Source organism: Nocardia sp. NBC_01388 (genome assembly GCF_045040085.1).
Classification (GTDB): Bacteria; Actinomycetota; Actinomycetes; order Mycobacteriales; family Mycobacteriaceae; genus Nocardia.
The window spans coordinates 4,984,917-5,007,762 of record NZ_CP109553.1 but is presented as its reverse complement, the minus strand read 5'-3'; the positions used below and the strand labels follow the sequence as shown (position 1 = coordinate 5,007,762).

Sequence of the window (22,846 nt, the reverse complement as noted above, 5' to 3'; positions counted from 1 at the left end):
CGCGGGAAATCTGAAAAGAAATCTTGCCCAATGTGATCCGATCTCCTACAGTCGTATTCAGTTCATCTCGTTCGGGATGAGTGAATGATTCTCTGGACGGAGTGTTCATGCCCTCCCTCGGTAGCGCGATTCGCGCGGCGGCGGTCAATCTGCATTCGGTAGGCGTGCTCCAGCGCGCGGGAGTGATCGATCTGCTCGCGCCCGCCCGGACCGTGCGCACCGCCCGGGCGGTCCGGGACTACGGCACCCTCGCCGGGCCGGTGCACAGCGCGGCGCAGCGTGAACCGGACCGGGTGGCGGTCATCGACGAGCGCGGCGCACTGACCTATCGGGACCTCGAACTTCGCAGCAATGCGCTCGCCAGGGGACTCGCGGCGCGCGGCGTCGGCCCGGGTAGCACGGTCGCCACCCTGGTCCGGGACAGTCGCGAACTTGTCGACGCCATGCTCGCCGCCGGCAAGGTGGGCGCGCGGCTGGTACTGCTCAATACCGGATTCGCCGCACCGCAGCTGGCCGATGTCGCGGCGCGGGAGGGGGTGAATGTCCTTGTGTACGACCAGGAATTCACTCCACTGCTGCAGGTCTTGCCGCCGGATATCCAACAGGTACTGGCACGGCACGATGGCAGCGGGACACTGACCCTCGATGAGCTGATAGCAGCGAACGACACCGCGGAACTGCCGCCGCCCGCAACGCAGGGCGGATTCGTGCTGCTGACCGGCGGCACCACCGGCACTCCGAAGGGTGTGCCGCGCGAGGTGCGATCGCCGCTGGCGGCCGCGGCCTTCCTGGAGCGAATTCCACTGCGGCGCAATCAAACCCTGGTGCTGGCCGCGCCGCTGTTCCACGGCACCGCGCTGAATCAATTCATCATGTCGCTGGTGCTCGGATCAACGGTGGTGCTGCGCAGGCGATTCGACGCCGAGGCGACCCTGGCGGCGGTGGCCGAGCACCGGGCGAGTGTGCTGGTGCTGGTACCGACCATGCTGCGGCGCATTCTCGACCTCGGCCCGCAGGTCCTGGCGCAGCACGATACCTCCGGTCTGCGGGTAATCTTCAGTGCCGGGTCCGCGCTGCCCGCGGCGCTCGGTGATGCGGCCACCGCCGCCTTCGGCGAGGTGCTCTACAACTTCTACGGCTCCACCGAGGTCGGTGTGGCAACCATTGCTACACCACGGGATTGGCGAGCCGCCGCCGGAACCGTCGGCAAGCCGCCGACCATGTGTACGGTCCGGCTCTATGACGACGAGGGCACTCTCGTCACCGAACCGGGCAGGCGCGGAACCGTATACGTGCACAGCATGCTGTCGTTCCGCGAATACTCCGGTGGCGGCCGCAAGGACAGCATCGGCGGCCTGCTCTCCTCCGGCGATGTCGGGCACTGGGACGCGGGCGGCCGCCTGTTCATCGACGGCCGGGACGACGACATGATCGTTTCCGGCGGTGAGAACGTCTTCCCGGGTGAGGTCGAGGAGCTGCTGTACGCCCACCCGGCGATCGCGGAGGCGGCGATCGTTCCCGTGCCCGATGCCGAATTCGGGCAGCGGCTGGCGGCATTCGTAGTTCTGCATCCGGGTGCGTCGCTGGATGCCGAGGGGGTCCGGACCCATGTGCGGGCCAATCTGGCGCGCTTCAAGGTGCCGCGTGATGTCGAGTTCGTGCGGGAGCTACCCCGCACGGATACCGGCAAGCTGCTGCGCCTTCAGCTCGAAACCCATTGAACAAGAAGAGAACACATCAATGAAGATGCCGGGAAAGTTCTTCGCCGTCACTGTTCTGCTCATCTCTTCCGCCCTGATGCCGCTCGCCGTCGCACCCGCGACCGCCGATCCCGGCCCCGGCGCCACCTTCGCAAAGGCCAACGCCCGCACCGGATTACCCGACGGCTGGAATCCCGCGCCCGAGACCTACGGCGTCGGCGAGACCAAGAATGTCGAAATCCCCATGGCCGACGGCGTGGTCCTGCGGGCCGATGTCCGGTACCCGGCCGATGCGTCCGGCGCGCCTGCCACCGGACCGTTTCCGATCGTCATGACCCAGACCGCCTACGGCAAGGACAGCGCCGGCCTGATGCGGCTGCTCTCTTACGACGGCATCGGCCCGGCGCTGGACAGCGCGCTGCCCAGCGTGGTGGCCGTGGCCCGGCAGATCGCCGATGCCGCCGGATACGGCGACTATTTCGTGAAGCGCGGTTACATCAGCGTTGTCACCGATATTCGGGGCACCGGATCGTCCGGCGGCCAGTGGAGCATTCTGCAGCCCCAGGAGCGCGAGGATTCCAAACGGGTGGTGCGGTGGGCGGCCGGGCTGCCGAACTCCACCGGGCAGATCGGACTGTGGGGCCTGTCGTATCTGGGCATGAGCGAATTGCTCACCGCCGGAGTCATGGAGCCGGGCTCGCCGGTGAAGGCGCTGTTCCCACTCATGGCCGGTAACAACGCATTCCAGGACCTGCTCGAGCACGACGGGTACTACAACATCTCTTTCCTCGCCTCCATGCTGGAGCTGCCGATCACGGCGCTGCCGCAGCTCGATCCGATCCTGGGCCTGTACCGCGAGCCGGACAAGATGATGAGCGTCTTCGTCGATCACCTGCTCTCGCATTTGCGGCCGGACGGGACCTGGCCGTCGGTGCTCAATGCGCTCGTCGACGGGGACAAGGCGTACAACAGCCCGTACTGGGAGTCACGGGCCATCGACAATGTGCTGGATCAGATTGCCGCCAACGATATTCCGACCTACCTGATCGGCGGACAGTACGACCTGCTGCAGGACGGCACCCCGCGCACCTTCGCCGGACTGCAGAACGCCTTCGCCGGGCGACCGCACGCCGGGCCGATGCCGGCCGATGCGAACTCCACCGGCCGCGTTCAAATGCTCACCGGCCCTTGGTTTCACATCCAGCCGGGCGTGCAGCGCAATACCGAGGACATCGATATGCACGCGATCCAGCTGGCCTGGTTCGATCGGTGGCTGAAGAACGACCACAACGGGATCGACGAGACGGAGACACCGCTGCACGCCATCGATCTGAACGGCAATGTCATCGAGAGCGCGACCTATCCGGTACGCGAAGTGCCCACGCAGAACCTGTATCTCGGCGCGGATGGGCAGTTGGTGTCCGACCGGCCGCAGTATGCTGAGGGTTCGGATCGGCTGAACTTCAGCCCCTTCAACACCGGCACGATCTGCAATGCGTCGTTCTCGCGCAACTTCTCCGGTGTGTACCAATTGCTGGCCAGTCTGTTCGGCGCCGACGACCCCTGCGCGAAGTTCGCGCCGCAGGGGAGTCTGCCTCCGGTACTGGTGAATCCGTCCTACACGAGTACGGCGTTCACCGAGCCCACGGTGCTGGCGGGCCCGATCGGCGCGACCCTGTACGCCGTCTCCAACAAGCCCGCCACGGCCTTCGAAGTCACCGTGCAGGACATCGCTCCCGATGGCCGCGCCACCGCGCTGACCGACGGCGAGCTGACCGGAGACTTCCGCGCACTCGACGAGGCGCGGACCTGGCGGGCCCCGGATGGGAGCGTGCAGGGGGCGTTCCATCCTGGCACCCGTGAATCGGTGCTGCCGGTGGTTCCCGGCCAGGTGACCGAATACAACGTCAAGGTGCGCCCCGCTTTTCACGTCTTCGAGCCCGGCCACCGGTTGCGGGTGACACTCGGCACCGGTGACTTCCCCACCCATATCTTCAATCCGAAGCAGTATCCGGATCTGCTGGGCGGTGTGTACGACGTGCAGCGCAACGGCGGAGCGGCATCCTTTCTGACGGTGCCGCTGGCGGGGGTCTCGACGATGAAGGGCTGAGTGCGGGTTCAGCTTGCTGCCGTATTCTCGGCGGAAGCTCGCCACGCCGGGGTTGTCCTGCACCCGGCGTGGCGAATACCCGTGGTCGCCGCAGTCGAAATAGGTGCCTTGTCGAATCGTTGGACGGATCCGGTGCGCACGACCGTTGATGAAGCGCCGGTCGGCGTGCGCGCGCGCATTCAGAAGTACCTGAACTCCGATTACGGTTCCGGTCCGGTGCCGCCCTCGCTCGAGCCGGGCCACGGACTGTGGCGGTCGGTCGCCGACGAGGTGCGGTGGTCGTTCACCGGTTCGCGGCACTGGCTCGAAGGTCTTGCCGCCAATATCGTGCTGTCGCTGCTGTATCTGCTCATTTCGCCGCTGGCGGGCAGCACCACGCACCGGCACGGGATGGTTATCCTGGTCGGCACCTACTTCGCCACCTTCATCCTGGCCGATGTCACCACCACCAATGTGCTCGGCGTCGATGCGCATCGGGTGCAGCGGAGCACCGCGCGGGGGACACCGCTGCGCCGGATTCTGCTGATCAAGAATTTGGCGCTGCTGGTCATCGTGGGCCTGCCGACGCTGGCCCTGACCGCGATCTTCACCATCGCCGACCAGCGGCCGAAATCGCTGGAGTTTACGCTGCCGGAGGTGGCGCTACCGATCCTGGCGTGGCTCGGCATCGGCAATATCGTGTCGGTCCTGCTGGCGGTGCCGCCCCTGACACTGGCCCAGCGCTGGCGGGAACGGTTCTCCTGGCGCACGGCCGGCTGGATTCTGCACCTGGCCCTGCCGTACGGCCTGTACTACCTGGTGGCCCCGATCGACGGGACCCAGCGCGAGGTGCTGTTCCACCTCGGGCATCACGTAAGTCCTTGGCTGCGTGCCGATCTGCACGCACTCGTCGGGCTCGCGGTCTGGGTGCTCGGCACCGTGATCGCGCTGTACATCGTGCGCCGCCGCGGGCTGCGGGTGTACTGAGTTCGATGCCGACGCGACGGGCGGTGTGCCGCCCGCCGCCGCACGAATCAATGAGAGTTAGGTGTTGCGGCCTAGCCGGGCACGGGGGTGGTGGCCGGAGTCGACGGATTGGTGCGCGTGCGCGCCGCGGCGATATGGGTGGCGGTGATGGTGTCGCCGGAGACCTGCCCCTCGATCATGACCTGATCGCCGACCGCGAACTGCTGCTGGGTCTCGGGCTTCATCTTATTGCCGAATACCGTGGTGGGGGTGATGGTGACGGTCTCGGTGCCGCCGTCGCGCTTGGTCACCGTCCAGGTGCTCGCATTCTCGGTGGCGATGGCGCCGGCGATGCCGTCGCCGCGATGCCCGCCCGGCGTCTTGGTCGAGCTGGTGGACGGGGCGGGTGCGGCGCTATTGCTGCCGGACGAGCCGCAGGCGGTCAGGGTCACCGCGCCGATGATCGCCAGGCCGGCGCCGCCGACGATGAGGGTCTTGCGGCGGCTGTTGCGCGGGTGGTTGACCGGTTCGGCGGGGCTCCCCGAGGGGGTCGAGTGTGTCATGAGCGCAACGCTATCCAGCGCCGGTGGGAGGTTGCTGAACGCCGACTGCCAGCTTGCTCCGCACTCACGGTGAGAACCCTGGCAGGGCGGGTCCTACAGCTCGTCCGTACTGATCAGTCCGTCACGAATGGCCCGGGCGACCAGCGCGGCCTTCGTCGGCGCGGACCGACCCACCGCGGCGTACTTGGCACGAATGCGTTCCAGATAGGTGTTGACCGTGCCCGGAGTAATGAAAAGCTGTTGGGCGACAAGAGCTTTGGATTCGGTCTGGAACCAGGCCAGCAGTACTTCGCGTTCCCGCTGTGAGAGCTTGGGCCGGTCGTCGCCGTCGGTGCTCATGGCGCGGGCCATGGTCGGGCTCAGATACGGCCGCACCTCGGCCGCCGCATACAGGGCAGTGATGAGGTGCTCGCGGCCTTCGGTTTTCGACAGATAGGTGACGGCGCCGAGATCGAGGCAGTCCCGGACCAGATGCGGTTCGGTGTGCTGGGAGTAGACCACGACTCGGTGGCCGCGTTCGCAGATCGCCCCCAGCGCACCGAGATCCGGTGCGCGCTGCTCGAATTGGAGATCGAGGACAACGGCGTCCAGCTCGCCGCGATCCGGCCCGGTGGCCGTCAGAAATGCGGCGGGCCGCGGATAATCGTCGGCCACCGCGATCGGCGGCCGCGCAGCGGCGCACCAGCCTCGCACGCCGTCGCAGATCAGCGGATGGTCATCGATGATGGCGATCCGGATCATCGGGCGGCTCCTTCGGTGTCGAAACGGTGATGCATTCGCGCCCAGAGCAATTCACCGGTGGTGACCAGCTGGGTGTCCACCGCGGTCGAGGACATGCCACTGAGGCGGTGGAGTGTTTCCGGCGGGCAGTCGCCGAGCGTGCTGACGGTGCAGCCGACGGCATCGGCGGTCACCACCACACGTGCGCGGGATCGACTGGCATACAACATCATTCGTGTGGCGGCGACCAGATGGCCGCGGACCTCGTCGGGCAGCTCCCGATCCGCCGGTGCGGATTCCACGGTCACCGCCACCCCGCGCCGCTCGGCATCGTCGATACCGGAGCGCAGATCCGCGAGCAGGGGATGACCGACGCCGTCGCCCTGGGTGAACAAGCGGCGCAGCCGGGCGTATTCGGTGCGTGCGGTGGCGCGCACGGCCGGATCGTCCGGCGCCAGCGTGCCGTCCGCGAGGCCGCGCAGGAGCGGCGTGAGCTCGCTCAGCAACTGTTCGTAGCGGCGGCGGCATTCCAGTTCGGTCATGCGCGCGACCGCCTCGACGCTGCGATCGCGCAGGCGCTCCCGGTGCAGTCCGGCCGCCGAGCGCGCCACCCGATTCAGGGTGGCGGCGAACCAGGCGACAAAAATCTGCAGGAAGAAGATGGCCGCGGTGTGATATCCCAGCACGGTGGCGGTGCTCCACCCGGGAAGCCGTGCCAGCACCAGCCCGCACACCAGCACCCACCAGATGCTCAGTGCCGACAGCGAAATCAGCGGCCGCAACCGGAAGCCGAGCGCGACCACCGCCCAGCCGGAGGCGCCGATGGACCAGTTCGCACCGGCCAGCACATCGCCCGCGGGCAGCAGCGCGGTGAGTGCGAGCGATCCCGCGACCGCGGCGGTCATGAGCGCCAAGGTGGTGCGCTCCCGTCGCCGCGGCGCCAGGGCGGCCAGCGCGCACGCGACATTCACGGCGACCAGCAGTGCGTTGATCGCGGTGGGCGGGGTCGGAGCCGCCTCGGTCAACACCGATTGCAGCAGCGTATCGGCGACGGCGATGCCTACGATTCCGTAGCCGAAGCTGCGGCCGAGCCGGTCGACACCCGCCGAGGCGGCCGGCTCGTCGAACGAATCATCCGCGGTGGCAACGGGTTCGGTGGCAGGCCAGCTGAGCCTGATTTCGGTGCCCCGCCCGACGGCACTGGTGACCTCGGCGGCGCCGCCGGTGGCGCGCAGTCGCGCGACGATCGAATTGCGGATGCCGTAGTGCTCGTTCCCGGGCCGATGGTCGAATCCGATGCCGTCGTCGGTGATGACGATGTGGCCCGGTTCGGCCGTGATGACAACGGCTTTCGCCCGGGCGTGCCGGTCGATATTGGTGAGCGCCTCCCGTGCGGCGGCGGTGACGGTCCAGGCCGGCGTGCTCGGAGTGGGCAGCGGGCCGCCGCACCGGAGCGTGACCGGTGTCGCGCATTCGGCGGTCAGCTTGCGCAGCAGTTCGGCGAGATCGACGCTGGAATCATCACCGGGCGTGGGTATTCCGGCCTCCAGGACGGTGAGGTCGCGCGCCGCCTGCCGGGCGATGCGCTCCGGATCGGCGGCCGCGCCCTGGCCGACCATCAGCAGGGTGGCGGCGGCGGTGTCGTGCATGACCGCCCACTGTTCGCGTTCGTAGCGGCGGCGGGCCGCGGCGACATCGCTCGCGATGCGCGAATCGGCTGCGGCCGTGACGGTGTGATCGTGCACGGTGGCGGCATGCAGCATCAGCCGGCGCTGCCCGATCGCGAGCAGCCACTCCACCAGCAGATAGGCGACGGCCAGATCGGTGAGGAAGCCGATCGGCGTCAGACCGGGCGTGAAACGGTTGGCGTGGTAGAGCAGCAACAGGATCAGCGCGGTCACCGCCGCCGATACTCGCACCCGCTCCGCCATGCCGACCGAGATCACCGTTGCCGCCACAACTTTCACGTCGATGAGGTTGTCGGTGGCCACACCGGAAGCCGCGACGCTGACCGTGCCGAGCAAATAGATCGACACCACCGCGACATCGGCCGCGGTCCACCAGGGTCCGATGCGATGGCCCCACAGTCGGGTCGCGGACCACACCGCCAGCAGCACCGTCACCGCGGTACCCGGCTGTGTGCTCGGCGCTCCGCTCGCCAGGTGCACCACCGTGAGAAGCAGACAGCAGACGTGCCGGAAGCGGATGGCGAGCCACATGGCCTCCTGCGCGACGCCTGCGCGGGTCGGATCGGCGTCGCGTAACACCCGGTCAAGGTACCGGACCTGCCGGGAACGAGCATGGCACGGCCGCTCGCCCGCCGCTGTCCGTCGAACGTCCGACAGACTTGCCGCGCCCGATGCGGAATCGTGCATGATGCAGGAGGGCGCCGGTCCGGCCGGCACTCACACCGCAATCGCGGCCGTTGGCGGGCGGGGAGCCAACGGCCGCAGACATCCCCGGGACGTCAACAGCGTAGGTCTACACTCGTCCACGTCGGAGATTCCGATGGGGAACGGAGGACCTTCCGCATGGCTGACCGCGATAGTTCACGATCCGCTCGCGGCGAAAGTCCGATCACTCGGGCCGTGGTGCTGGCCGCCGCACTCGAGATCGTCGATCGCGACGGGGTCGACGGCCTGTCGATGCGCCGGCTGGCCGAGGCGGTGGGCCGCGATCCCATGGTGATCTATCGGCATGTGCCGAACAAGGCCGCGGTGCTGGACGGTGTTGCCGAGATCGTATTCGCACAGCTGACCGTCGATGCCACCGACACCGACTGGGCCGCTCGACTACGCGTGGTGGCCCGCGACTTCCGGCAACTGGCGCTGGCTCATCCGCGGGTGGTTCCGGTGCTGGTGACCCGGCCGCTGGCCACGCCGCTGGGATTGCGGCCCAAGGCCGTGGTGCGTCCGCTCGAAGACATTCTCGACCTGCTCACCAAGGCCGGGTTCTCCGGTGCGGAGGCGCTGCACATCTATCGCGCGCTCTTCGGCTTCCTCTACGGCCATGTGCTCAACGAGCTCCAGGAAGTCGTGGAGCGTCCGGAGGAGACCGACGAGGTATTGCGGCTCGGCCTCTACCGGCTGCCGATCGAGGAGTTCCCGCTGGTGCGGGAACTGGCCCCGGTGCTGGCGGCCTACGACGGTGAGGCCGAGCTCGAGCGCGGTCTGGATATCCTGCTGACCGGACTCAGCGCGACACTGTCCGGTCCACGGCGCTGAGTGTCGGTCCGCAGCGCTGAGTCGTGAGTCCTAAGTGCTGAGCCGCGCGTCCGGAGTGCTGAGCCGTGCGACGGCTCCGCCTTCGGAATCCCAGCGATGCTGTGCCGCAATGGTTTCGGCGTCGAGCGCGGGCCGCAGCGGATGCGCCGGCGCTGCCTGGCGATTCGCTCTGGTGATCGGGTCCTGGGCCATGATCGATGCTCCTTCCTCGGATACTGACATGGTGGTGGTGAGGCCGGCGAGCAGAATGTCGAGCCCGCGTTCGAGTTCGGTCGCGCCGTCGTAGTTCGCCAGGTCCGAGGCGAGGCCGCGCAGCAGCGGGAACTCGCCGATGGGCAGGCGCTGCAGGCCCAATCGCAACAGGTCGGTGGTCTCCTCGGGGCGTTCGACGATTTCCTGGAGTTCGTTGAGGATGTGGCCGTGCAGGAATCCGAACAGGGCGCGGTAGATGTGCAGGGCGTCCGCACTGCTGAAGTCGGCGCCGGTGAGCAGTTCGAGGATGTGTTCCACCGGTCGCAGGGTGCCCAGCGGCCGTAGTGCCAGTGGGGTCGCGAACGGGTGAGTCACCAAGAGCGGCACCGTATTCGGGTGGGCGACGGCGAGTTTGCGGAAGTCGCGCGCGATATTGCGCAATTGGTGACGCCAGTCGGGGTCGGTGACATCGACCGTCAGCTGTTCGAGCACGAGCTCGACAACCCCGTCCAGGAGTGCCGCCTTGTTCGCGGCGTGCCGGTAGAGCACCATTGGATCCCGGTCGAGCGCCTGGCCGAGGCGTCGCATGGACAGGCGGTCGATGCTGTCGCGGTCGATGATCTCGAGCGCGGCCGTCAGCATCGCGGTCCGGGTCAGCGGTGTGATCCCGGCCTTGTCTCGATCGGGACGATCTGCCGCGGGGTCCGGGGGACCGGATGGTCCAGCTCTGATTCGGCTCATCGAGTTGAGCGCCCTCCCGATTGGCGAAAAGCATCTGTCTACGATGTAACTCTACGCTGTAGACAGGAATTGTAGTTGGGGGCTAAGCTGGGGTGACGCTGGCATCGCCGCCGGATTGTCGATCTGTCCGAGGCGAGTTCAGGAATTCGAGGATACGACGAATGGCAATCACGCAGGTCGCTGTTTACGCGCATTTGAGCCCGGAGGACGTCGAGGCGTTCGGGCTGGAGCTCGATGCGATTCGTCGTGATATCGAGGAGCGGCGCGGTACGAAAGACGCCGCCTACATCCGGCGCACGATCGGCTTTCAGCGCATTCTCGATCTGACGGCCCGCCTGGTCATCGCCTGCAGCAGTACCAAGCGCGGCTGGCTGCTGGGGACGGCAGCGCTGGCGACGGCCAAGAGCATCGAGAACATGGAGATCGGGCACAATGTCTGCCACGGCCAATGGGATTGGATGAACGATCCCGAAATCCATTCCAGCACTTGGGAATGGGATATGGCCGGCGTCTCCGCGCAGTGGCGCTATTCGCACAACTATCGCCATCACGTGTTCACGAACGTCATCGGCATCGACGACGATATCGGTTTCGGCGTCATCCGGATCACCCGCGATCAGCAGTGGCATCCGCGGTCGCTGCTGCAGCCGCTGCAAAACCTTTTGCTGGCGGCCACATTCGAGTGGGGCATCGCCCTGCACGGTCTGTACTCCGAACACGAGCGCGCGGCCGACGACGCCGAGAAGTCCGCTCAGACCAAGGCTTTCCTCGGCAAGATCGTGCGGCAGGCCGGTAAGGACTATCTGCTCTTCCCGGTGCTGAGCGGGCGGCGCTGGCGGCGCACCCTCACCGCCGATATCTCCGCCAATGTATTGCGCAACCTGTGGGCCTATGTGGTCATCTTCTGCGGCCATTTCCCCGATGGCGCAGAGAAATTCACGCCCGAGGCGATCGAGGACGAGACCAAGCCGGAGTGGTATCTGCGGCAGATGCTCGGCACCGCGAACTTCGACGCGGGCCCGGTGCTCGGCTTCATGAGCGGACACCTGTCGCATCAGATCGAACACCACCTGTTCCCCGACCTGCCCAGCAATCGCTATGCCGAGATCGCCGTCCGAGTGCGGGCCCTGTGCGACAAATACGACCTGCCCTACACCACCGGCTCACTACCCCGGCAGTACCTGCTGACCCTGCGCACCATCCACAAACTGGCGCTGCCCGACAGCATGCTTCTCGCCACCTCCGACGACGCCCCCGAGACCTCCTCCGAACGCAAGTTCGGCCCGCACCCGGCAACCGCCGTCGATGCGCCCGCGGGCCGTCGCGGCCTGCGCACCGCACTCGCGGAACGGGCCGGGCACCGGCGGATTCGCCGCGCGAAGGCGGTCGAGAGCTAGCCTGTTGCCGCTGAGCTGGGCATTCGGCGGATGTTCAGTGGACGTTGAGTCGTGGCCGGAGGGTTCTCGACATGACCAATGCTCATGAACTGCCGAATGTCCTCCTCGTCCACGGCGCCTGGGCCGATGGCTCCAGCTGGCGCAAGGTGATCGAGATCCTGCAGGCCGACGGATTCGGCAATGTGGTGGCCAGCCAGCTGGCGCTGCGCAGTTTCGCCGACGATGTGGCTACCGTTGTGCGCGATCTCCACCTGCTGGACGGCCCGACGATTCTGGTCGGGCACTCCTACGGCGGTGCGGTGATCAGCCAGGCCGCCTCTGGACAGGCGCAGGCTGCCGGGCTCGTCTATGTTGCCGCCTATGCGCCCGAGGCCGGGCAGTCCGCCTTCCAGATCAATCAGGAGTTCGGAGTCGAACTGCCCAGCGGCGCCGATCTGATCAATATCGGTGCAGCCGAGACCCCCGACTTCCTCGTCGACCGGTCCCGATTCCACCAGGACTTCTGCGCCGATCTCACCGCTGAGGAAGGCGCGGTGCTGGCCGCGGCGCAGAAGCCGACTTCGGTGCTGGCGCTGGCGGGTTCGGGCGATCAGGTGCCGGCGTGGGAACAGTTGCGCGCCAACACCTGGTACCAGGTGTCGAGCAACGATGCGATGATCCACCCCGATCTGGAACGGCAGCTGGCCGGTCGGATCACCGATGACGAGCGGATCATCACGCTGCCGGCCGGGCACGCCTCCATGCTGAGCAAGCCCGGAGAGATCGCCGACCTCATCGAGAAGGCTGCCCGGAACCGCTGATCAGTCCGATCCGCCGCGCCCGGCAGCTACGATGCCGGGCGCCGGGTCGAGGCTGGTCAGGAGATCTTCGATCGAGACGAGATATCCTGCGGCGCCGATGGATTCGGTGCGCATACGAGCCTCCCACAGCAGCTGTCGCGCCCGCTCGGGCGCGCCGCAGGCCTGCGCGAGATCCAGCAGCGCGGGAATCAGTTCGAGGGGGGATTCGGCCGTGCGCAGCAGGTCGACGGCGCGTTCGAGCAGCGGCACGTCCGTACCGCCCGGCGCTGTCAAAGCCAGCGCGCGTATGGATCTTCCGAGCGTGCTCGGGACATTCCAGCGCTGTGCGAGCGCGTATTCGGCGGCGGCCAGTTCCCGGGCGCGGTCGCGGTCGCCGGAGCGCACCAGTTCCAGGGCCGCCGAACTGCGCCAGGAGATATGGGCCGGATTGCTGATTCCTACTGCGGCAGTGCGGCGTCCGCAATCGAGGAAGTGCGCGACCGCCTCTCGCGTGGCTCCGCGTGCGGCGCTCAGCTTCGCCCGGATATGGGTGATCACCGTCCACTCCCAGGTCTCGGGATTGGCGCGGGTGGCGCGGCGGTCGAGCCACTGTGCGGCTTCCTCGACACGGCCCAGACCCAGCAGCGCGTGTGCGTACTGTGCCACCAGTGTTGCCGGGGGAGCGATCAATTCGTCGTCGATGGCACCGATCACGGGGCCGATTTCGCGCAGGACCTGCTGGTACGCACCCGCACGGATCAGGACTTCCGAGCGGACGATGACACGATAGGTGTCGATCGCGCCGAAATGCTGGTCATTGCGCTGCTCGGTGAGGTGCAGGGCGGTCGTGAGGTCGCCGGCCCACATGGTCAGATGGGTGAACAATCCGAGCAGGGGTTTGGGTAGCGTCTCGGCGTCGAGGTCGAGCGGCTCCGGAGACAGCCGGTGCAGCGCCGTGCGCGCATCGATCCGGGTGCTGAAGCAATCGTCCAGGGTGAGTACCGCGGCGGTGATTCGATCGTCGCTGTGCGCGGCGCGCAGATCGGCGATGTAGTCCCGCCAGGTCGCGGGAGTCAATGCGGCAACCATCCACTGGGAGCTGCGAACAGCACTGGCGGCCAAGGGATCACGGGCCTCGGTCGCGGTGATCACCTCCGACATGAGGGCCATTGCCGCCACTGCCTCACGTCGCCCGGCCATGGTCCAGGCCAGCGGGATCAGTGCCGTCGGTGCGGTGCTACGGGTGCGCTGGCCGGCGAGCGCCTCCTCCAGGTGGGCGCGGGCGGCGGCCGGATTGGTCCACAGCTCCAATTGCCCGAGCCGGACCAGTAGATCGTCGCGAGCGTCCGGTGTGCAGATGCGCAGCGCCGCCTCCAGCCAGTGCATTGCCTCGGGAATCATATTGTGGCCCAGGCATTCTTCGGCGGCATCGGTCAGGACGACGGTCCACTGCGCGTACTGGGCGCCGGTCAGCTCCGCGAGATAGGCGGCCACCTGCCGAGCCGGATATCCGGCCACCCGAGCTCGGGCCGCGGCGGCTGTACGGAAGACTGCCGCGTCCTCCGCGGGGCACAGCCACCGAATCGTATTGGCGATCAAGGGATGCCGGAATTCCGGGGGATCCACCACCGCCAGCAGGCCGAGCGCTGCGAGTAATTCGCAGCGGTGCCGCATTGCCGCGGCCGGCTCATCGCAGGAGGCCGCGAGAATCTCGACGGCCGGGTGGAATTCCTGCAGAACCGCGAGAGCACGCAGTGTGCGCACCCCTTCCGCCGAGTACCGGCTCAGTTGGCGCTGAATGGCGCGGGAGTAGCACCCTTCCGGCAGCCGATCGGGGACCCGTGACGTGATGCGGAGCGTGGCCAGATCGGTGATCAATGCGCCGGCCACCAAAGGGATTTCGCCCGAGGCGTGCAAGATGTCCGTGGCGAACTCGGGCGGGCACGGCAGGCCGACCCGGCGCTCGTACAGTCCGGCGATTCCGGAGGCGCTCAGCCCGCCTGGTCGCAGCACCGCCGCCGCGAGCGGCTCCAGCCGGCCGTGCAGGTCCAGAGACTGCTTGTCCCAGGATCTTTCGTCGAGGGTGAGGACGATCAGCACCGCCAGGTCGTGCAGCCGCGGTGCGACCGACACCATGACCCGAGCCGAGCGGTCGTCCATCCGGGTGGCGTCGTCGATCAGTATCAGCAGTGGCCGGGCGGCCGACTTCCGGGCGAGGGCCCGGTACAGCCGATCGGCCGGTGCCTTGTCATCATCGGCCCCGTCGTGGTCATCGAGCCGTTCCAGCAGCCGGCCTGTCAGATCCTCATTGCCCGCCGTCGCGGTGAGACCCATCCGCAGTGCCGAAGGATGCTGTCGCGCAACCTCGTTCAGCAGCTGTGTCTTGCCGTGGCCCGGACGGCCCGTGATCACCACCAGGGCGCCCACCCCGGCTGCGGCGCGGCGCACGCAGGCGGCGATCCGGGCCAGTTCGCGCTCGCGATCGAAGACCAGTGGGAGCGCCGAATCATCCTCCGGCGCTGGTTCTTTCATATCCTTGACGGTCACGGTCACGGTCCGCCGCGGCCGGTCGACGGGCTCGGCTCCGGTCAGGATCTGTTCGTGCAGCCGGCGCAGCTCCGCGCCCGGTTCGACACCGAGCTGATCGACGAGCACCCGCCGGGTGTCGCGGTACACGTCCAGGGCTTCGGATCGACGGCCACGCGCCGACAGCGCCCGCATCAGTACCGCGCGCGGCCGTTCCCGCAGGGGGTGCTGTGCGGTCAGCCCCCGCAGCGAATCGATGGCATCGTCGAATCGGCCGCACAGCACGGCGAGATCGAGACTGTCCTCGAGGACCGCGAGCCGGCGCTCCGACAGCGCTGTGCGCTGCATCTCGGCGAAAGGTCCCGGCACGCCGGCCAGTGGCTCACCCGAATACAACGCCAGGGCCTCGGAGTAAAACCGTTCGGCGCGTTCCCATTCAGCGCTGCGCCGGGCCTGCGCCGCATCGGCGACCAGGCGGTCGAATACTCCGACATCGATCTGCTCGTCGCCGATCCGCAGTTGATAGCCGCCGTGCCCGGACAGCAGCAGGGCCGGCGGTGTCCGCGGCGCACGCTCCGGTTCGAGAACACGGCGCAGTGCGGAGATGTACGTCTGAATCACGCCGATACCACTGGCGGGCGGCGCCTGGTCATAGAGGCTGTCCAGCAACCGCGCCGGCGAGACCCAGTGCCTGCGCTGCAGGGCCAGCGCACACAGCACCGCGCGTCGCTGCGGCGGGCCCAGGGGTAACGACTGCCCGGCCCGACGCACCTCGACGCCGTTCAGCAGCGTCACCTGTATCGCGCCCGCCTGATCCACCCGTTCTCCAGTTCCCGCTAGCCGTTGCCCAGACCAGCGTAAACAGCTGCCCTGCCCAGGAGAATTCGGACATACGCGACGTTCATCGGTGTGTGCCGCTGGTCGGTCGGCTCGACCATTGCTCGCCCATGCTCCCAGCTGGGCCAATGGCAATTTTCGGGCAAACGTGAGGCTGCTCGGTGGGTGATCGAAGTCGCATGGTCACGCCGGCGGACAGCCCGTGGCCTGGGGTCGGCGTTCCGACCGCCTGGTCGACTTCTGTTCCAGCGGTCGGCAGGCTTCGTAACCGAGGTCGGAATCGGTCACTCGGAGCTGGGTCGTTCGGTGAGTCGGTCGGCCAGGCGGGGTTTGAGAGTGGGCCATTCAGTGGCGGTGACGCTGAAGAGCACCGAATCGCGGATCCAGCCGTCGCGCATCACCATGTGGCTGCGCAGGATTCCCTCCTGGGTGGCTCCCAGGCGGGCGATTGCGGCTCGCGAGGTTTCGTTGCGCGCGTCGGTGAGGAATTCGATGCGGTTCAGGGCTTCGACTTCGAAGGCGTGGGTGAGCATCAGGAGTTTGGCTTCGGTATTGACGGGTGTGCGCTGCCAGGACTTGCCGATGAAGGTGGCCCCGATCTCCGCTCGCCGGTGGGGGAGAACGATGTTCATGAAACGGGTGGTTCCGGCGATCTTGCCGGAGGCGAGGTCGATGGTCGCGAATGGCAGTTGGGTTCCGGCTTCCCTTGCGGCCAGGGCATCCTCGATGAATCGGCCGACACCCTCGGGCTCCGGAACCAGTGTCACCGCCAGTTCCCAGAGCCTGCCGTCGCTGAACGCCGCACACAGGCCGTCGTGGTGCTCGGGGCCCAGTGGCTCGAGGCGGACGTGCTTGCCCTCCAGCACTGCTGGGCGCAGCCGGGCTGGGCTGTCGGTGGACGGTTCTCGGGTCGGCTGCTGCGTCGGCATGGTTGTCATCATGCCGAGTCCGGGACCGGGCCACCCAGGGTGGGCGTGGTTCCGGTCGAGACCTGTTGGGCTGCTTGGGAGATGATGGGTGGGTGTTGAGCATCTTCGATGAGGAATTCGCGCGCGAACCCTGGCCGATGCTGCGGTCGCTGCGGGACGGCGGCGGTGTGCATCGAGTGGCGACACCGGACGGGCCGCCCGCATGGCTGGTGACGCGCTATGCGGATGTGCGGGACGGGTTGCTCGACGATCGGCTGTCCACGAATATGCGATACAGCCGGGGCGGCGACTATCGCGGGTTCGCGGTTCCGCCACCGCTGGATGTGTTCCAGCGCAGCGAGCCGGAGGAATGGGGGCGACTGCGCAGCCGGGTCGTCGGTGAGCTGCGGCTGTCCGGGGAGTGGACAGAGCGGGCGGCGCTGCTGGTCGGGAAGACCCTGGCCGAGCTCGACGGTGTACATGAATTCGATTTTGTCGAGCGCGTGGCGCTGCCGCTGCCCGCGGTGATTGTCGCGGAACTGCTGGGGTTGCCCGATGCCGAGCGGGATGCGCTGGCGGCGTGGGCGAATGCCACACTGCGCCCGGATTCCGTGCCACGGGCCCGGGATACGCTGGCGACGATGCAGCAGATCATTACCGCTGTCATCGCGCAGGGCCTGCGGGACGGCGAGGATACGATGCTCGGCCGGCTGGTGCGCGCCGAGATCGGCAGTGGGGGAGCCGATTCCGGGGATCTTGCCGGATTGCTGTTCTATCTGCTGTTCGTCTTCTACGAGGTGCTGATGGATGTGCTCGCCGGGGCGGTGCTCGTCTTCTCCGGCAGGCCCGAGCAGCTCGCGGAGATGATGTCGGCCCCCGAGCGACCCGGTCCGGTCGATGAATTGCTGCGCTTCCTGTCGCCGCAGGTGCTGGCCGGCCCGCGGTTCGCGGTCACCGATCTGGAGATCGGCGGTCAGCTGATCGAGGCGGGGCAGACGGTGCTGCTGTGCCTGGCCTCGGCGAATCACGATCACGAGCGGTTCGCCGACCCGGCGGAACTGGACGTGTGGCGCGGTCCCAATCCGCATGTGGCGCTCGGTCACGGCGCGCACGCGTGTGTCGGCGCCGGATTGCTGCGGCCGGTGCTCGCGTCCGTTCTCACGCAGATCTACACCCGGTGGCCGAAATTGCATGCGACCATTGATGATCGGGATGTGCCCTGGCGATCGGGCTTCCGCCATCGCGGGCCGCTCACCCTGCCGGTGCGAGCGGAGGTGAGCTAGCGGAGGTGAGCTAGCGGAGGTGAGCTAGCGGAGGTGAGCTGTTGAATGGGGCGAGCGGCTTTGGTCGCCCCATCCTGGACTTCGCACCTGAACGCTTTCCGGTACCGCTGCCCTCCCCTTCGGGGACAGCGATATCGGCGATCGATAACGAAGTAGGCACGAGTATATGATCGAGCTCACCTCGACTGTCAACTGCAGGAGACAAGATTAGAATGGTTGCCGCACAAGAGCATCCGTTCACCAGTGCGCTCAACAGTCTGATCGGCGGCATGCATCCGCCCGTGACCAGGGACGGCCGCGAGGTGGAGATCACGCACCGGGCGCTGGCCGAGGACATTCACAGCAGTACGGGCGTAAGCCTTTCGGCGAACTATCTGTGGAAGCTGCGGACCGGGCAGACGGTGAACCCGTCGTTCGAGACGCTGGAGGCGCTGCGCGTGTACTTCGGCCTGGGCAGTCTCGATCCGCTCACCAATCCCGAACTAGCCGTCGCGCGCGGCCGCGAGTTGGCATTGGTCAACGCGCTCAAGGGAAAAGCCGAAGGCGCGGCGCTGGAACTGGTGCTGCGCGACGGACTGGCGCACGGTACGGTGCGGGCCGACACCATCGCGGCCATGCTCGATGTGCTGCGGCGCATCGAGTCGGAGAACTACGGGGAAGACTTGTGAGCCATGCGGATCGCGGTCTGGGAGGGCTCGGAGAATGAGCATCCGATGATGGATCATCGCCGGCTGCGGCGTGAGCTGCGCGGGCTCGGACTGCCCGGCCGATTCACGGTGACCGAATTGGCGGAGACCCTGGCCCGGCGGCGCGGGCGGCCCCTGCGGCTGCGCCCGGAACCGTTCCCGGTGGCCGGACTCTCCGGAGGTCTGCTGGTGACGCGGGATATCGATTTCCTCGCCTACCAGAGCAATACCAGTGAGCTGCACCAGGATCACATCGTCTGCCACGAGTTCGGGCATCTGCTGGCCGGGCACGAGCCGGTCACGGTGACCGGGCAGGACGCGCTGCGGCTGCTCGCCCCGAATATCGATCCCGCTGTGGTGCGCCGCATGCTGGGCCGCACCTGCTCCTCGGAGCGTGAGGAGCAGGAGGCCGAGCGCATCGCTGATCTGCTCATGGCACACCACATCACGCGCTGGACGCCGCGCGCGGAATGGGTGCTGCCCGATAACGCGCCCGCCGATATTCGCAGTCTGCTCGATACCTTCGGCCCCGGAATCGACTGACGGCAGTGCAATTCGGTCTTGTCTACGGAAGTGTCGGTGCGCTGGCCGCCGGGGTGTGCCTGTGGCGGCTGATACTGGCCGCCCGCAATCCGCAAGCCACCGCCCGCTGGGCCGTGGTGGTCGCCATCGCCTGTACTGCAATAGGTTTCGAGGCCGCCGTGCCGCAGACCTACGAGTCGATCGGCCGGATCAGCGGGATACCCAATCTGGCGACGCTGATCGTCTACTCGGCCATCACCACGGCGGTCATGGCCCAGATCGTCTGGACGACGTATCTGATCGTCCCGGAAGCGCCCACCGAAACCAGCCCACATATCAACAGCCGCAACGTGATACTGATGAATCTGGCTGTGGTGGCGACGATGGCGGTGCTGTTCTTCGCGGCGCCGGTCCACGACGAAAGCCACGCGACCGACTTCGACTATCACTACGCGACCACACCGATGGTGGATGCTTTCCTCGCGATCTACCTGTGCGCGTACACACTCGCGCTGCTGCGGATCATCATGCTGTGCCGCAGCTGGCTGCCTCATGCGCGGGAACAGCCGTGGTTGCGCCGTGGCCTGCGCCTGCTGGCCGGGGGCTCCGTCATCGCGGTCGGGTACAGCATCGGCAAGACTCTCGCGCTGGTGGCCGCATGGGCGGGAATTCCGGCCCGCCACTTGAATATCGACATCGCCCCCGCCTTCGCCAGTATCGGCGCGGCCATCATGCTGATCGGCTACCTGTGCCCCTCGCTGCTACCGCAGGCCATGGCCGGCATCCAGCGCACCCGCGCCTATCCCCGGCTGTATCCGCTCTGGTCGGCATTGTGCGCGGCCGCGCCCGAAGTCACCCGCGTGGTGCCCGGTACCCGCGGAATCTCCCGCGATCGGCTGTACCGCCGGGTCATCGAGATCCGTGACGCCCTGCTTCTCCTGCAACCGTATCTGAGCCCCGAAATCACCGCTCGGGCAAAGCAAGTCGCCGACGAGCTCGAAATCCCCGCCGGTGAGCGCGCGGCGGCGATAGAAGCGGCGCGCATCGCGCACGCCCTGCGGGCCTATCTGAGCGAATCAGCTCCGTTAGACGGCGGCGAGACCTTCCGCCGCCCCGACCGCCCCACCTTCATGGGCGAAATCGCCTGGCTGGTAGCAGTTTCCACCGCATACCACCGCTCGCCGATCGTGGTCGCGATCCGGACCAGCGAAACCAGCACCTGACGGAATCGCCCTTTGCCGCTATCCTTTCCGATGCGGGCGTGGTGTTCGATATCCCCTTCATCGAACACCACGCCCGTCCAAAGACTTTGACCCGCTGTGGATTCCACGGAATCAGCGGGCTATCAGAGGTGCAGTGCGGTCTCGCGCAGGGTCCACGAGCCGCCGCGCTGGTGCAGGGTGGTGGCGCTCAGTGGCGGGATGTCGATGCGCCAGAAGGATGTTGCGGGGGCGGACAGGGCGATCAGGATCGTGGCCCGCACAACAGCGGGGTGGGTGATCGCGAGGATGCGCTGTGGGTCCTGCGCAAGGGTGTCCATCCACGCCCGCACGCGCTCGAGCAGGGTAGTGATCGATTCGCCCTCGTGTGAGCGGTGATCCGGATCGGTCAGCCAGCCCATCAGGTGTTCGGGAGCGATATCGCCCATGCCGGAACCGGTCCAGGCGCCGCAATCCAGGTCGCGCAGTGCGGGTTCGGTGCTACCGGTCAAGCCCAGCTGTGCTGCGGTCTGAGCCGTGCGGGCCTCCGGGCCGACCTGGATCAGGTCGGCCCGGAGGGTGCTGTGATCAGCTTTCTGTACGGAGCGCAGGCCCAGCTCGCTGAGTGGTTCGTCAGCGGCGAATCGCGCTGCCGCCATGGCCTCGGTCATGGCGTGCGAGAGCAGTGTGAGCCGGGTGACTGCGCTCATACGGGGGAAGCCGCCGCGACGATCGGTGCGGGGCTGGTCTGCCGGCCGAACAGGCGCGGCGCCAGCGTGGCGAATCCGACCCCGATGACCGTCCACAGAATCAGCTGGGCGGCAAAGGAATAGAACCGGAAGAAGAACAGATCGTCGGCCGGGAATCCGGGGTAGACGATCTTACCGGACGGATCGGTCAGCGGTTGCGGCGTCTCCGTCGCGAAATCGCCGAACTCGGACCTGTTGGCCGAGAGATGACCGAGCGACGGCAGCAGGGCCATCACAATGCCGATCGCGACAGCGAAGGCCACCGCAGCGACGAGCGTCGCGTTCCAATTGCCCAGTCGCGCTTGCAGTCTGCGGCCCAGCCAGATCGCGCCCAGCAGCAGAATGCCGGTGATCACGATCATTGCCACGTACAGAGCGGTGCGCTCCTTGATGGTGTCCGGATGCCCGATCGACGGCGGATTGGCCGGGTACTTCAGGAACGGGACACCGTAGAACACCAGGAACATGCCACCGGCCACCACCAGCGCCAGATTACGCGGAGTGAGCTTGCCGACCCGGCCGACGCAGACGCAGTAGGCGGTCGCGAACAGCGCGCCCATGGCGATGCCGAACAGGATCATGCCGAAGCCGATACCGACAGTGGACTGGATATCGCGACTGAAGATTTCCGTGCCCATATCGGCCATCGGATGGCCGGCGGCCTTGTCCAAGGCCATCTGGGCGTCGTCGCGGCCGCTCTCGTAATCGATGGCCCGATTGATAATGGGTTCGGCCAGGACGCGGGCGAAAAGGAACGCCAGAAGACCTCCGAGCGCCCCTGCGCGCAGGCCCCGGAAGATGATTCGCTTTTCCATTGTGTCGACTCTCTTCCCTGCTCAGTGGCAGGGGAAGCCGAGGAAATGCCGAGCGTCGTGCACGAACTCGTGCACATGCATATCGCTGCCGAAGATCGAGACAGCGCCCTGATCGATGCCGATGAAGTAGTAGGCGAGCAGCGCCAGCAAAGTAGTGCCCGCCAGCCACATGGCCGTCGTGGGGAGCGAAAGTGTTTCCACCCCGGACTGGGGGACGTAAGACGTAGCCATGAGACTCTCCTGAACCTTGCGGGGATGTACGCGTCCCCGGTCGTTGGTATTACACGGCGCTTCGAGTGTCTGACTCGCACCTGCCCGAAGGGGAGTGCTCACAGTGGCGCGACCGTCCTGGGTTTGCACCAGGTTCCTCGAATCATCGCTTCCACAACCATACGAAACCGCTGATGTGCTGGTCAATCGGGCTGCCAGCATATGAGATCCGGTCATCGCAACTCTCGCAGATTGACTGATCCGGCCGCGCAAAAATCGGCAGCTGCGAAGTATTCCCGGGCGTCGGCGCGCTTTGTCCTATCGCGGTTACGCGGTGCAGGATCTGGCCGCCGACCACCGCCGCCGCCACGGCCTGGACCCGATCGCCCCGCATTCCGCACCTCGGGTACGCGGAGAACTTCCTGAATATGTGTTTCGGGAAGATTCCGTCCCCGGAGCTGGTCAAGGCGTTCGAGGTGCCGCCCAACCTGGACTTCCCGACCGGCCCGGCGTAATTCCTGCTCGGCTTCGATATCGAGATGTTCACCCCGATCTTCGTCGTGAGCCGCATTACCGGCTGGACCGCACACATCATCGAACAGGGTGAATCCAACGCGCTGATCCGGCCGCTGAGCGAATACATCGGCGTGCCACAGCGTTCCATCGTCGCCTGACCGCGCCGCATTCCGAACATCCGCGGCTGTTTTTGGACAGGAAATCTGCCCGCCGCACGGACATAC

The 22,846-nt window shown here is 66.9% G+C and carries 18 protein-coding genes, 2 pseudogenes and 1 riboswitch; of the genes and pseudogenes, 11 read left to right on the top strand and 9 right to left on the bottom strand.

The annotated features are described in order from the left end of the window. Window positions 1–107: 107 nt before the first annotated feature. The 3 genes from OG716_RS24670 (at window position 108) to OG716_RS24660 (ending at window position 4,776) form a co-directional block, all read left to right on the top strand. Window positions 108–1,721: an AMP-binding protein gene (locus tag OG716_RS24670; RefSeq protein ID WP_405133122.1), complete on the top strand. Its 1,614-nt coding sequence runs from the start codon at window positions 108–110 to the stop codon at window positions 1,719–1,721. A 19-nt stretch (window positions 1,722–1,740) separates the two neighbouring features. After that, the gene (locus OG716_RS24665) at window positions 1,741–3,810 is read left to right on the top strand and encodes a CocE/NonD family hydrolase (RefSeq protein ID WP_405133121.1); all 2,070 of its coding nucleotides are present in this window, start codon (window positions 1,741–1,743) and stop codon (window positions 3,808–3,810) included. Between the two features lie 132 nt (window positions 3,811–3,942). Then, window positions 3,943–4,776, top strand: coding sequence for a hypothetical protein (locus tag OG716_RS24660; RefSeq protein ID WP_405133120.1), 834 nt, complete (start codon window positions 3,943–3,945; stop codon window positions 4,774–4,776). Between the two features lie 71 nt (window positions 4,777–4,847). Here the strand turns inward: OG716_RS24660 and OG716_RS24655 are convergent, their stop codons facing one another. From OG716_RS24655 to OG716_RS24645, 3 genes are all read right to left on the bottom strand, one after another. Beyond that, window positions 4,848–5,318, bottom strand: a complete 471-nt coding sequence (locus OG716_RS24655; protein ID WP_405133119.1) for a DUF5666 domain-containing protein — start codon at window positions 5,316–5,318, stop codon at window positions 4,848–4,850. Window positions 5,319–5,411: 93 nt separating this feature from the next. Then, window positions 5,412–6,059: a LuxR C-terminal-related transcriptional regulator gene (locus OG716_RS24650; RefSeq protein WP_405133118.1), complete on the bottom strand. Its 648-nt coding sequence runs from the start codon at window positions 6,057–6,059 to the stop codon at window positions 5,412–5,414. Beyond that, window positions 6,056–8,305 carry a sensor histidine kinase gene (locus OG716_RS24645; RefSeq protein WP_405133117.1) on the bottom strand — a complete coding sequence of 750 codons (2,250 nt, stop codon included), beginning with the start codon at window positions 8,303–8,305 and terminating at the stop codon, window positions 6,056–6,058. The genes OG716_RS24650 and OG716_RS24645 overlap by 4 nt, the downstream gene beginning before the upstream one ends. A 264-nt stretch (window positions 8,306–8,569) precedes the next feature. Between OG716_RS24645 and OG716_RS24640 the strand changes: the two genes are divergently transcribed. Further along, entirely contained in the window at window positions 8,570–9,262 is a 693-nt protein-coding gene (locus OG716_RS24640) for a TetR/AcrR family transcriptional regulator C-terminal domain-containing protein (RefSeq protein ID WP_405133116.1), read from the top strand. A gap of 213 nt (window positions 9,263–9,475) precedes the next feature. On the opposite strand, the pseudogene OG716_RS24635 reads toward OG716_RS24640, so the two are convergent. Then, a pseudogene (locus OG716_RS24635) lies at window positions 9,476–10,195 on the bottom strand (TetR/AcrR family transcriptional regulator C-terminal domain-containing protein); the annotation flags it as partial. Between the two features lie 161 nt (window positions 10,196–10,356). Here OG716_RS24635 and OG716_RS24630 point away from each other — a divergent pair. Both OG716_RS24630 and OG716_RS24625 read left to right on the top strand, forming a co-directional pair. Beyond that, a complete protein-coding gene (locus tag OG716_RS24630; protein ID WP_405133115.1) occupies window positions 10,357–11,592 on the top strand; it encodes a fatty acid desaturase family protein in 1,236 nt (411 codons plus the stop codon). A 71-nt stretch (window positions 11,593–11,663) separates the two neighbouring features. Further along, the gene (locus OG716_RS24625) at window positions 11,664–12,392 is read left to right on the top strand and encodes an alpha/beta fold hydrolase (protein ID WP_405133114.1); all 729 of its coding nucleotides are present in this window, start codon (window positions 11,664–11,666) and stop codon (window positions 12,390–12,392) included. Here the strand turns inward: OG716_RS24625 and OG716_RS24620 are convergent, their stop codons facing one another. Both OG716_RS24620 and OG716_RS24615 read right to left on the bottom strand, forming a co-directional pair. Continuing rightward, window positions 12,393–15,716 carry a BTAD domain-containing putative transcriptional regulator gene (locus OG716_RS24620; protein ID WP_405133113.1) on the bottom strand — a complete coding sequence of 1,108 codons (3,324 nt, stop codon included), beginning with the start codon at window positions 15,714–15,716 and terminating at the stop codon, window positions 12,393–12,395. Window positions 15,717–16,018: 302 nt separating this feature from the next. Continuing rightward, entirely contained in the window at window positions 16,019–16,663 is a 645-nt protein-coding gene (locus OG716_RS24615) for a GNAT family N-acetyltransferase (RefSeq protein ID WP_405133112.1), read from the bottom strand. 92 nt (window positions 16,664–16,755) lie between these two features. Here OG716_RS24615 and OG716_RS24610 point away from each other — a divergent pair, with 92 nt between their 5' ends. The 4 genes from OG716_RS24610 (at window position 16,756) to OG716_RS24595 (ending at window position 20,356) form a co-directional block, all read left to right on the top strand. Beyond that, window positions 16,756–17,925 (top strand): cytochrome P450, encoded by a 1,170-nt coding sequence (locus OG716_RS24610; protein WP_405133111.1) that lies wholly within the window; start codon window positions 16,756–16,758, stop codon window positions 17,923–17,925. A 212-nt stretch (window positions 17,926–18,137) separates the two neighbouring features. After that, window positions 18,138–18,593, top strand: a complete 456-nt coding sequence (locus OG716_RS24605) for a hypothetical protein (RefSeq protein WP_355122913.1) — start codon at window positions 18,138–18,140, stop codon at window positions 18,591–18,593. Between the two features lie 3 nt (window positions 18,594–18,596). Continuing rightward, window positions 18,597–19,154, top strand: a complete 558-nt coding sequence (locus tag OG716_RS24600; RefSeq protein ID WP_327144206.1) for a hypothetical protein — start codon at window positions 18,597–18,599, stop codon at window positions 19,152–19,154. A gap of 5 nt (window positions 19,155–19,159) precedes the next feature. After that, window positions 19,160–20,356, top strand: a complete 1,197-nt coding sequence (locus OG716_RS24595) for an MAB_1171c family putative transporter (RefSeq protein WP_405133110.1) — start codon at window positions 19,160–19,162, stop codon at window positions 20,354–20,356. A 122-nt stretch (window positions 20,357–20,478) separates the two neighbouring features. Here OG716_RS24595 and OG716_RS24590 read toward each other — a convergent pair whose 3' ends face one another. From OG716_RS24590 to OG716_RS24580, 3 genes are read right to left on the bottom strand one after another with little or no spacing between them, the layout of a single operon-like run. Next, on the bottom strand, window positions 20,479–21,042 hold the full coding sequence (locus OG716_RS24590; RefSeq protein WP_405133109.1) for a histidine phosphatase family protein: 564 nt from the start codon (window positions 21,040–21,042) through the stop codon (window positions 20,479–20,481). Next, window positions 21,039–21,896, bottom strand: a complete 858-nt coding sequence (locus OG716_RS24585; RefSeq protein WP_405133108.1) for a CbtA family protein — start codon at window positions 21,894–21,896, stop codon at window positions 21,039–21,041. The genes OG716_RS24590 and OG716_RS24585 overlap by 4 nt, the downstream gene beginning before the upstream one ends. 21 nt (window positions 21,897–21,917) lie before the next feature. Next, complete coding sequence (locus OG716_RS24580; RefSeq protein ID WP_327144210.1) at window positions 21,918–22,127, bottom strand: CbtB-domain containing protein; 210 nt, start codon at window positions 22,125–22,127, stop codon at window positions 21,918–21,920. A 37-nt stretch (window positions 22,128–22,164) separates the two neighbouring features. Beyond that, window positions 22,165–22,314, bottom strand: a riboswitch (cobalamin riboswitch). Between the two features lie 135 nt (window positions 22,315–22,449). On the opposite strand from OG716_RS24580, the pseudogene OG716_RS24575 reads away from it, so the two are divergent. Further along, window positions 22,450–22,780 (top strand): annotated as a pseudogene (locus tag OG716_RS24575) (citrate/2-methylcitrate synthase); the annotation flags it as partial. Between the last annotated feature and the right edge of the window lie 66 nt (window positions 22,781–22,846).

What these genes read in the sequence shown, in the direction of transcription:
- OG716_RS24670 (WP_405133122.1), top strand. Translation starts at nt 108, where the DNA reads ATGCCCTCCCTCGGTAGCGCGATTCGCGCGGCGGCGGTCAATCTGCAT.
- OG716_RS24665 (WP_405133121.1), top strand. Translation starts at nt 1,741, where the DNA reads ATGAAGATGCCGGGAAAGTTCTTCGCCGTCACTGTTCTGCTCATCTCT.
- OG716_RS24655 (WP_405133119.1), bottom strand. Translation starts at nt 5,318, where the DNA reads ATGACACACTCGACCCCCTCGGGGAGCCCCGCCGAACCGGTCAACCAC.
- OG716_RS24650 (WP_405133118.1), bottom strand. Translation starts at nt 6,059, where the DNA reads ATGATCCGGATCGCCATCATCGATGACCATCCGCTGATCTGCGACGGC.
- OG716_RS24640 (WP_405133116.1), top strand. Translation starts at nt 8,570, where the DNA reads ATGGCTGACCGCGATAGTTCACGATCCGCTCGCGGCGAAAGTCCGATC.
- OG716_RS24630 (WP_405133115.1), top strand. Translation starts at nt 10,357, where the DNA reads ATGGCAATCACGCAGGTCGCTGTTTACGCGCATTTGAGCCCGGAGGAC.
- OG716_RS24625 (WP_405133114.1), top strand. Translation starts at nt 11,664, where the DNA reads ATGACCAATGCTCATGAACTGCCGAATGTCCTCCTCGTCCACGGCGCC.
- OG716_RS24615 (WP_405133112.1), bottom strand. Translation starts at nt 16,663, where the DNA reads ATGCCGACGCAGCAGCCGACCCGAGAACCGTCCACCGACAGCCCAGCC.
- OG716_RS24605 (WP_355122913.1), top strand. Translation starts at nt 18,138, where the DNA reads ATGGTTGCCGCACAAGAGCATCCGTTCACCAGTGCGCTCAACAGTCTG.
- OG716_RS24600 (WP_327144206.1), top strand. Translation starts at nt 18,597, where the DNA reads ATGCGGATCGCGGTCTGGGAGGGCTCGGAGAATGAGCATCCGATGATG.
- OG716_RS24590 (WP_405133109.1), bottom strand. Translation starts at nt 21,042, where the DNA reads ATGAGCGCAGTCACCCGGCTCACACTGCTCTCGCACGCCATGACCGAG.
- OG716_RS24585 (WP_405133108.1), bottom strand. Translation starts at nt 21,896, where the DNA reads ATGGAAAAGCGAATCATCTTCCGGGGCCTGCGCGCAGGGGCGCTCGGA.
- OG716_RS24580 (WP_327144210.1), bottom strand. Translation starts at nt 22,127, where the DNA reads ATGGCTACGTCTTACGTCCCCCAGTCCGGGGTGGAAACACTTTCGCTC.